The organism is Streptomyces sp. CC53, from assembly GCF_001865245.1.
GTDB lineage: Bacteria > Actinomycetota > Actinomycetes > Streptomycetales > Streptomycetaceae > Streptomyces.
The window spans coordinates 6,117-15,212 of the sequence record NZ_MKXB01000049.1; the positions used below are offsets into that span (position 1 = coordinate 6,117).

The following is a 9,096-nucleotide window of genomic DNA, read 5'->3' on the forward strand; positions in this document are numbered from 1 at the left end:
TCTTGATGTCGCCGTCCGTGGAGTCCATGGCGATGAAGCTGTGGGTCTTCTTCGGGTCCGACGTGCCGGCGTTGACGCGCAGTTCGGTGTTGATGTTGAAGTTCCGCTTCACCCCGCAGGGCGCCCAGACGAGCTGGCCCCACTCGGTCTCGTCGGTCACCTGCCAGTTGTTGTCGAGCGGGCCGCGGAAGGCGTGGGTCCGGGCCGCCGTGTCGGGTGAGCCCTGGAAGTAGTACGAGGCCTTCTGCATGGCGTGCGCGCCCGTCTCCAGGTGCGCGTATCCGCGGTAGTCGGCGCTGGCGACCGCGTAGGTGAAGCCGTGCGGCACGTGCACGATCAGGTTGAGCTGGCAGTTCTTGCGGAAGTCGGTCGGTTTGGCGCCGGGGCCCACCTGGGCGAGGTAGTCGCTGTAGGTGACGGTGAAGGCGGTGTTGTCCGGGGCGACGGCGACGGCGGCCGTACCCGCGGGGCAACCCGAGCCGTTGACCGTCGCGACCTCGATGACGATCTTGCCGGGCGGGGCGGTGATGCCGCCGGTGGCGGCGCCCGCCGTGCCGGGGGAGAGGAGGGCGGTGGCGAGCAGCGCGGTGCCGGATCCGTAGGCGGCCAGCGCGCGGCGCGGTCTTGTCGACGTGTTCACGGGTCTCCGTTCGGTTGCCGGTCGAAGTGGGGGGTTCAACCGAGATGGGCGTGTGCATGTCAAACATTCAACCGGTTCGGGCCGTTCTGTCCGCACCGGAGAACGCTACGGATCTTAGGGACCGCACAGGGAACTGGATAGGTCGCTTATCGGCCCCGCTCGCGGCGGGGGCGGCGGCACGGGGCTCGCTGCTTGGCGGACCGCCCGTCAGGCGCCCGCGACCTGTGGACGCGGGCCACGTCCCGGGCAGCGTCTCCCGCCACGGGGCGGACGCGGTCACGTCGGCCGTCCCGGAGCGGCCCGCCGCCCTCCACCCGGGCGCGCGCCCGCCCCGGGCACCGGGCGCGTACCCCCGGCCCGACGTCGTCAGCCGGCCCGTGCCGTCAGCCGGTCCGCGGCAGCCCTTCGGCCAGCACGTGCTCCTCGCCCCACATGTTCAGCGGCTCCAGCGCCGTGTTGAGCGCCTGCCCCCGCGGCGTCAGCGAGTACTCGACGCGGGGCGGCACCTCGTCGTACACCTCGCGGTGCACGATGCCGTGGGCCTCCATCTCCCTCAGATGGGAGGTGAGGACCTTCTCGGTGACGCCCGGGAGACGGCGGCGCAGCTCGCCGAAGCGGCAGGGCCCGCTGTGCAGCTCCCAGAGGATGAGGATCTTCCACTTTCCCGCGATCACGTCCATCGCCGCGTCGACACCGCACGTGTACGGCTCCGGTCGTCGCATGACCGCCATCTCCGCCCCGCCTCCCGCCGCTCCCGCTGTGCCGGTCCGGCTGCCGCCTGCACGCTTCCCTGAAGGTAACCACCCACTTCGAAGTGGGTACTTGAGCGTTCGCGCGCCTCGGACCAGCCTAAACGCCATGACCGACACTCCCTCCCGTCCTTCTCTCACCCTGCTCGGCACCGGCGACATGGGCACCGCCCTGGGGCGCGCCTGGCTGGCCGCGGGCCACCCGGTCACTGTCTGGAACCGCACCCCCGCCAGGACCGCCGCCCTCGCGGCGGCCGGCGCGACGGTCGCGGACAGTGCCGCCGAGGCGGTGGCGGCGAACCGCCTGGTCGTCGCCTGCCTGCTCGACGACGCCTCGCTCGGCGACACCCTCGACGGCGTCGGCCTGACCGGCCGCGACCTCGTCAACATGACCACCGGCACCCCCGCCGAGGGCAGGGACCGGGCCGCCTGGGCGGAGGCCCGCGGCGCCCGGTTCCTGGACGCCGGCATCATGGCGGTCCCGCCGATGATCGGCGTTCCCGAGTCCGGCGCGTACGTCTTCTACAGCGGCTCGCGCGCGCTCTTCGACGAGCACCGGCAGACCCTGGCCGTCGCCGCCGCCACCACGTACGTCGGGGAGGACCCGGGCTTCGCCGCGCTGCACGACGTGGCCCTGCTGAGCGCCATGTACGGCATGTTCGGCGGGGTCCTGCACGCCTTCTCCCTCATCCGCGGGGAGGACATCGCGCCCAGGGACTTCGCGGACATGCTGGTGCCGTGGCTCGGCGCGATGGCGGGGCTCGCCCACCGGACCGCCGACCAGCTCCAGAGCGGCGACCACGCCAAGGGCGTCGTGTCCAACCTGGCCATGCAGGCCGCCGGCGGCGACACGCTGCTGCGCACGGCCCGCGAGCAGGGCACCAGCCCGGAACTGCTGGCCCCCTACCTGCGCCTGCTGGAGCGCCGGGTCGCGGCGGGCCACGGCCACGAGGACCTCGGCGGCGTGGTGGAACTCCTCGACGCCGGCGACCGCGGAGGCCACCGCTCCTGAAACGAGCGGTGCGCCGGGGCCGGGCACGAGCGGGCACGACGGGCCCCACCCGGCGCGGGCCCGTGGGCGGTCGCGGGGGACACCCCGACGGTTCGGGCCGCCACCGGCTCCGTCGGAGGGCAGGTACGGCGGCCCCGCCACGGACGGCCTCCCGCGCTGCTGCGGTGGGCCGGGCGGGCCCGGGGCGGCTGCGGCGTACGGGGCGGGGTGGGGCGGCTCGGTCGGTGACCGGCCGTCAGGCGCGGGACGGCCGGTCCGGCACGACCCAGACGCGGACCGCCTCCTCGCCCGGCTGCGGCGTACGGCCGGACCCGCGGCGGCCGAACCGCCCGCCCCCGTGGACGCGTAGAGGCCCGGCCTGCCGCGACGGCGGCGGGCCGGGCCCCTTGCCTCAGCGTGCGGCAGCGGTCAGAGCTGCCCGATGACGTAGTCGATGCAGGCCGTCAGCGCCTCGACGTCCGCCGGGTCCACCGCCGGGAACATCGCGATGCGCAGCTGGTTGCGGCCCAGCTTGCGGTACGGCTCGGTGTCCACGATGCCGTTGGCACGCAGCGCCTTGGCGACGGCCGCCGCGTCGACCTCGTCGGAGAAGTCGATCGTGCCGATGACCTGCGACCGCTTGGCCGGGTCGGACACGAACGGCGTGGCGTACTTGGACTCCTCGGCCCAGCCGTACAGGGTCCGCGACGAGTCGGCGGTGCGGCGCACGGCCCAGTCCAGGCCGCCCTTGCCGTTGATCCACTTCAGCTGCTCGTTCAGCAGGAACAGCGTGGCGAGCGCCGGGGTGTTGTACGTCTGGTTCTTCAGCGAGTTGTCGATCGCGGTCGGCAGCGAGAAGAACTCCGGGACGTGCCGGCCGGAGGCGTGCACGGAGCGGGCCCGCTCCAGCGCGGCCGGGGAGAACACGCCGATCCACAGGCCGCCGTCGGCGGCGAACGACTTCTGCGGCGCGAAGTAGTAGACGTCGGTCTCGGTGACGTCGACCGGCAGGCCGCCCGCGCCGGACGTGGCGTCCACCAGGACCAGCGCGCCCTCGTCGGCGCCCGCGACCCGCTTGATCGGGGCGGCGACACCGGTGGAGGTCTCGTTGTGGGTGAAGGCGTACACGTCGACGCCCGCCTCGGCCTGCGGCTCCGGGTGCGTGCCGGGCTCGGAGGAGATGACGGTCGGGTCGGCCAGCCACGGCGCCAGCTTGGCGGCCTTCGCGAACTTGGACGAGAACTCGCCGAACGACAGGTGCTGGGACCTGGACGCGATGAGCCCGTGCGTCGCGACGTCCCAGAACGCGGTGGAGCCGCCGTTGCCGAGGACGACCTCGTACCCCTCGGGCAGCGAGAACAGGTCGCGTACGCCCGTACGCACCTCGCCCACCAGGTTCTTCACCGGGGCCTGGCGGTGGGACGTGCCCATCAGGGACGTGCCGGTGGCGGCCAGGGCCTCCAGCGCCTCCGTCCGCACCTTGGAGGGGCCCGCGCCGAAACGGCCGTCGGCGGGCTTGATGTCAGCGGGAATCCGGATCTCAGCCACGGTCGGAGCCTAGCCCTTCCGGTGCCTCACCGAGCGCCGTGTCCGCCCGGTGAGACATCGGTTGAGACCGCGGTGCCGTCCGCGGGCCCGGCGGGATCAGCCGCGCCGCAGCCGGACCGGGAGGTCGTACAGGTCGTTCTGGGTGACGACCGGCTTGTTCCGGAGCTCCGACGCCGGTACGGCCAGTGAGAGTTCGGGGAACCGGGCGTACAGCGCGGGCAGCGCGACGCCGGCCTCCAGGCGGGACAGCGCGGCGCCGGGGCAGACGTGCGGGCCGTGGCCGAACGACATGTGCCGGATGGGGGAGCGGGTGATGTCGAACCCGTCCGCGTCCGGGCCGTGCTGCTGCGGGTCGCGGCCGATCGCCGCGTACGACACGATGAGCGCGTCCCCGGCGGGCAGCACCGCGTCGCCCACCTTCACGTCCTCGGTGGCGAACCGGATCAGCACGTGCGAGGTCGGGGTGGACCAGCGCAGCGTCTCCTCGACCACCGCGTCCCAGCCGACCCGGCCGGAGCGGACCAGCTCCAGCTGCTCGGGGTGCGTCGACAGGTTCACCACCGCGTTGACGATGAGGGAGATCGTCGTCTCGTGGCCCGCCGCCACCATCAGCTGCAGGGTGGAGACGATCTCCTCGTCCGTCAGCCGGTCGCCGCCCTCGGAGGCGGCGATGAGCGCGCTGGTGAGGTCGTCGCCCGGGGCGGCGCGGCGGGTCGCGACCACGTTCGCCATCATCGCGGCCAGCTCACCGAGGGTCGCGACGACCTCCTCCGGCGGGGTCTGCGTGGAGAAGAACCTGTCGAACAGCACCTTCAGCCGCGGGTGGTCCGCCGGGTCGATGCCCATCAGGTCGCTGATCACGTACATCGGCAGGGGGTAGGCGAACTCCGCCTTCAGGTCGACGACCGCGCCCGGCTCCTCGGCGTCGCGGGCGGCCAGCGCGTCCAGCAGGCCGTCCGTCAGCTCCGTCACGCGGTCCCGCATCAGCTCCACCCGGCGCGGCGTCAGCGCCTGGGCGACGAGGGTCCGCAGGCGGCGGTGCTCCTCGCCGTCCACCGTCAGCATGGACCGCCCCGGGTTGGCCAGCCCGATCAGCGGCCAGTCCTGCGGTATCTCGCCGCGCTGCCACAGGCCCCACACGTCGATGTCCTTGACCACGCGCGGGTCGGTCAGCAGGGCGCGGGCCTCCGCGTGGTGCGTGACCGCCCACACCGGCACCCCGCCGGGCAGCTCGACCCGGACGAGCGGGCCGGCCTCGCGCAGCCGGGCGGTCTCGCCGGCGAGGTCCGACACGAACGGGTCCAGGGCGAGGGGGCGGCGGTCGGCGGCGGAGGTGTCGGCGGGGCAGGTGGGTCCGGTCATGCGGTGCCTCCCAGGCTGGGGGTCGGGGTGAACGTCACGGGCAGGCCCGTCAGTCCGCGCAGCCACGGCGACGGGCGCCTGGTCAGCGTCCCGGCCGGTACGGCGAGGTCGATGTCGGGCAGCCGGTCGAGCAGCACCTCGATGCCGGTGCGGGCGATGACCTCGGCGATCTCCTGTGCCGGGAACGGGCAGCGGTGCTCGCCGTGCCCGAAGGAGAAGAAGGCGCTGTTGCCGCCGGTCAGGGAGGCGCTGTCGACGTGGACCTGCGGGTCGGAGTTGGCGGCGGCCAGACCGAGCAGCAGCAGGTCGCCCTCGCGGATGCGGCGGCCGCCCAGGTGGGTGTCGCGGGACGCCCAGCGACCTGCGACGTTCTGCGTCGGGGTGTCCGCCCACAGCACCTCGTTCATCGCCTCGGCGACGCTGTTGCGGCCGCCGAACAGCGAGGCGGCGAACCGCTCGTCGGTGAGCATCAGCCGCAGCGAGTTGCCCATCCAGTCGGCGGTCGGCTGGTGCCCCGCGGCCATCATCACCATGAGGTCCTGGGCGATCTCGTCGGCGGTGAAGCCGGACGTGTCGGCCAGCATGCGGGACACCACGTCGTCGCGGGGCTCCTCCTGCCGGGCGTGGATCAGCCCGTACATGGACGTCGCCAGGTGCTGCTGGCCCTCCAGGGCCCGCTCCCGGCCGTCGATCATGTCGTTGAGCGCGGTGACGAGGCCGGGGCCCTCGTCGTCGGGCACGCCGTAGATCTTCACCAGGACGCGGACCGGCAGCAGCATCGCGTACTGCCCGACGAGGTCGGCCCGGCCCTTCCCGCAGAACGCGTCGATCAGCTCGTCCGCGAAGTCCTCCGCGTACCGGCGCAGCAGGAACGGGTCGACGGACTCCAGCGCGTTCTCGATCATCGAGGCGCGCTGCCGGTGCCGCTCGCCGACGGTGTACAGGATGGACGGCTGCTTGCGGCCGATCATCGGCAGCAGCGGCCAGTCGTCGGGGATCCGGTCCCACTGGTTCCACAGGTCGGAGTCGCGGCTGAAGAGGACCGGGTCGCTCGTCACCTGGTGCAGCTCGCGGTAGTCCAGCACCAGCCAGGCCGGTACGTCCCCGTCGAGGAGGACCGGTGCGACGGCGCCGTGCTCGCGGCGCAGCTCCCGGTACAGCTCCGCCGGGTCGCGCTGGAAGCGGTCACCGGAGAGCGGGAAGGGCGCGCCCTCGGTGGTGGCCTCGGTCGTCATCGGGATCCGGCCTCCTGAAAGCGCGCGGTGGGAGAGGTGGGGGACTGGAGGGAGTGGAGGTGCTGGAGGTACTCCACGAGGGTCAGCAGGACCTGCTTGCCCGAGGCGCGCTCGCGGGCGTCGCAGATCAGCAGCGGCACGTGGGCGGGCAGGTCGAGGGCCTCGCGCAGCTGCTCCTCGGTGTGCGCGGGGCCGCCGAAGTCGTTGACGGCCACGACGAACGGCATGCCGTGGTGCTCCAGGCGGTCGATCGCGTACCAGGAGTCGGCGAGCCGCCGGGTGTCCACGAGGACGACCGCGCCGAGGGTGCCGGAGAAGAGCCGGTCCCACAGGAACCAGAACCGCTCCTGGCCCGGCGCGCCGAACAGGTACAGCACGTTCCGGGCGTCGAGCGTGATGCGGCCGAAGTCGAACGCCACGGTCGTGGTCGCCTTGGCGGCGACCTGCGTCGTGTCGTCCACGTCCTCGCCGGCCCGGGTCATCGTCTCCTCGGTGTTGAGGGGGCGGATCTCGCTGACGGAGCGGACGAGGGTGGTCTTCCCGACGCCGAAGCCGCCCACGACGACGATCTTCAGGCCGTTGTCGGCGGTGGCGGCGAGCGGTGTGCGCGGGCCGGGCGCCGCCCGGTCAGAGGTTGCGGAGTCCAACGAGCACCTGCTCCAGGAGGTCGGGTTCGGGGAGGACGTACGCGGAGGGCGAGGGGCCCGTACGGGGGTGGCGGGCGCTGATCCTGCCCGTGCCGAGCAGGTCGGACAGCAGGATCCGCACGATGCTCACCGGCAGCCCGAGCTCCGCGGCGATCTCCACGACGGCGGTGGGCCGCCGGCACATCAGCAGGATCGCCGCGTGCTCCGACTGCATGCCGGACGTCGGGTCGGACTCCGACACCACCAGCGTGACCAGGTCGAACGGCGTGTCGGGACCGCTGCGCGTGCGGCCCCCGGTGAGCGTGTACAGCCGGTCGGGGGACTCGTCCCGGGCACGGGGGCCGCTCACGAGGGGGAACTCGTCCGGGGTGCGGCGGTCAGGTGCGGACCGAGCTGCTCGACGAGTTCGCTCATGTTGTGCCCGACGAGACCGACGTCGGCACTGTCGGCCGCCACGACGGCCAGGTGGGCGCCGTGCCCGGCCTCGACGATGAGCAGGACGCCGCCGTAGAACTCGGCCATCGCCGAGCGGACCCCGCCGGAGCCGTCGCCGAACTCCATGGAGGCGCCCTGGGAGAGGCTCTGGATGCCCGCGGCGATCGCGGCGAGCTGGTCGGCCTGGTCGACCGAGAGGCCGGCGGTGCGGCACAGCTTCAGCCCGTCCCGGGACAGCACCAGGGCGTGGCGGGCGTCGGGCGTGCGCTCCAGCAGGTTCTCCAGCAGCCAGCTGAGCTTCTCGTCGGTGGTGGCGGTGGCGGTCATCGGTGGTCGGTGCCTTCCGTGGTGGGGCGTACCGCTTGGCGGAAGCTGCTGAAACGGTCCGCCGCGCGCGCGTGGGAGGGAGTGGGGGTGTCGGCGCGGTTCAAGGCGGGCGCCCCGTCGGGGTGGGCGGCCGCGAGGGTGCTGCCGCGCCGCCGCCGGGGCAGCGCGGTGCCGCCGGTCTCCTGGCCGCCCGCGGGCTCCTCCGGGGCGGGTCCCGCGACCGGCGGGGGCGCGGGGGTGCGGGGCACGGTGCGGACGGCGGGCGCGGGCGGGGCCGGCAGGCCGCGCGGCGCGGAGGCGGCCGGCGCCGCGGGCGGCGCGGCGGTGGTGGTGAGGGCGAGGCGGCCCAGCCGGTCGTCGTCGCGGGTCCGCACGACCAGCTCGTGCGGGATCAGCATCAGCGCGCCCGTGCCGCCGCGGGCCGACGGCCGGTAGGACACCGTCAGCCCGTGCTTGCGGGCGAGCCGGCCCACGACGGCCAGGCCCAGGCGCGTGCCGGACAGCCCGGACAGCCCGGAGTCCTGGTCGCAGCAGACGGCCTGCTCGGCGCGGCGCAGCTGCACGTCGCTCATGACCAGCCCGCTGTCCTCGATGGTGACGACGACGCCGGCGGGGACCTCCTCCACGTAGACGTGGACCTCGGCGGTCGGCGGGGAGAAGTTGGCAGCGTTGTCGAGCAGTTCGGCGAGGGCGTGCATCACGCCCTCGGCGGCGTGCCCGGCGACCGCCGCGCGGCTGGTGCAGTGCGTGCGGACCCGCTGGTAGCCGGCGATGCGGCCCATCGCGCCGCGCAGGATGGACTCCATCACGATCGGCTTGGCCCAGCGGCGGCCCGACCGGGCGCCGGTGAGAACGGCGAGCGAGTCCGCGAGCCTGCCTGCCTGCGCGGTCCGGTGGTCGAGGTGCAGCAGGTCGTGCAGCACGTCCTCGTCGCTGTGGCGGTGCTCCATCGCGCGGAGCTCGGCGAGCATGCCGGTGGCCAGGGCCTGCATGCGGGCCGCGGCGTTGGCGCAGGCGGTGACCGCGGTGGTGCGGGCGGTCTCGCTGCGCCGGGCCTCGGCGCGGGCCCGGTCGGCCTCGGCGCGGGCGCCGGCGAGGGCGCCCTCGCTCTCGGCGCGGGCGGCGGCGACCGCCTGATCGGACTCCGCCCGGGCGCGGGCGG

At 74.0% G+C, this 9,096-nt stretch carries 10 protein-coding genes; 1 reads left to right on the forward strand and 9 read right to left on the reverse strand.

The features are described 5' to 3' along the window. Nucleotides 1-640, reverse strand: a 640-nt coding sequence (locus BJP40_RS04425; RefSeq protein WP_071278731.1) for a DUF4360 domain-containing protein, incomplete at its 3' end; no start/stop codon positions are given. Nucleotides 641-1,023: 383 nt separating this feature from the next. Beyond that, nucleotides 1,024-1,371, reverse strand: a complete 348-nt coding sequence (locus BJP40_RS04430; protein WP_071271586.1) for a helix-turn-helix domain-containing protein — start codon at nt 1,369-1,371, stop codon at nt 1,024-1,026. 127 nt (nt 1,372-1,498) lie between these two features. On the opposite strand from BJP40_RS04430, the gene BJP40_RS04435 reads away from it, so the two are divergent. Further along, nucleotides 1,499-2,401 carry an NAD(P)-dependent oxidoreductase gene (locus BJP40_RS04435; protein WP_071278733.1) on the forward strand — a complete coding sequence of 301 codons (903 nt, stop codon included), beginning with the start codon at nt 1,499-1,501 and terminating at the stop codon, nt 2,399-2,401. 408 nt (nt 2,402-2,809) lie between these two features. Here BJP40_RS04435 and serC read toward each other — a convergent pair whose 3' ends face one another. From serC to BJP40_RS04470, 7 genes are all read right to left on the reverse strand, one after another. Then, entirely contained in the window at nt 2,810-3,928 is a 1,119-nt protein-coding gene (gene serC, locus BJP40_RS04440; protein WP_071278735.1) for a phosphoserine transaminase, read from the reverse strand. 96 nt (nt 3,929-4,024) lie between these two features. Further along, complete coding sequence (locus BJP40_RS04445) at nt 4,025-5,290, reverse strand: cytochrome P450 (RefSeq protein ID WP_071278737.1); 1,266 nt, start codon at nt 5,288-5,290, stop codon at nt 4,025-4,027. Next, nucleotides 5,287-6,525 carry a cytochrome P450 gene (locus BJP40_RS04450; protein ID WP_071278739.1) on the reverse strand — a complete coding sequence of 413 codons (1,239 nt, stop codon included), beginning with the start codon at nt 6,523-6,525 and terminating at the stop codon, nt 5,287-5,289. The genes BJP40_RS04445 and BJP40_RS04450 overlap by 4 nt, the downstream gene beginning before the upstream one ends. Beyond that, nucleotides 6,522-7,172 (reverse strand): ATP/GTP-binding protein, encoded by a 651-nt coding sequence (locus BJP40_RS04455; RefSeq protein ID WP_071269218.1) that lies wholly within the window; start codon nt 7,170-7,172, stop codon nt 6,522-6,524. Before BJP40_RS04455 ends, BJP40_RS04450 begins: the two co-directional genes overlap by 4 nt. Then, a complete protein-coding gene (locus BJP40_RS04460; RefSeq protein ID WP_071269219.1) occupies nt 7,153-7,521 on the reverse strand; it encodes a DUF742 domain-containing protein in 369 nt (122 codons plus the stop codon). Before BJP40_RS04460 ends, BJP40_RS04455 begins: the two co-directional genes overlap by 20 nt. Beyond that, on the reverse strand, nt 7,518-7,934 hold the full coding sequence (locus BJP40_RS04465; RefSeq protein WP_071269220.1) for a roadblock/LC7 domain-containing protein: 417 nt from the start codon (nt 7,932-7,934) through the stop codon (nt 7,518-7,520). The genes BJP40_RS04460 and BJP40_RS04465 overlap by 4 nt, the downstream gene beginning before the upstream one ends. Further along, nucleotides 7,931-9,096: sensor histidine kinase KdpD (locus BJP40_RS04470; RefSeq protein ID WP_071278741.1), on the reverse strand; the 1,166-nt coding region annotated here is incomplete at its 5' end. The genes BJP40_RS04470 and BJP40_RS04465, both read right to left, overlap by 4 nt.

Coding starts and splice junctions, on each gene's coding strand:
- BJP40_RS04430 (WP_071271586.1), bottom strand. CDS start 1,371: ATGGCGGTCATGCGACGACCGGAGCCGTACACGTGCGGTGTCGACGCG.
- BJP40_RS04435 (WP_071278733.1), top strand. CDS start 1,499: ATGACCGACACTCCCTCCCGTCCTTCTCTCACCCTGCTCGGCACCGGC.
- BJP40_RS04445 (WP_071278737.1), bottom strand. CDS start 5,290: ATGACCGGACCCACCTGCCCCGCCGACACCTCCGCCGCCGACCGCCGC.
- BJP40_RS04450 (WP_071278739.1), bottom strand. CDS start 6,525: ATGACGACCGAGGCCACCACCGAGGGCGCGCCCTTCCCGCTCTCCGGT.
- BJP40_RS04465 (WP_071269220.1), bottom strand. CDS start 7,934: ATGACCGCCACCGCCACCACCGACGAGAAGCTCAGCTGGCTGCTGGAG.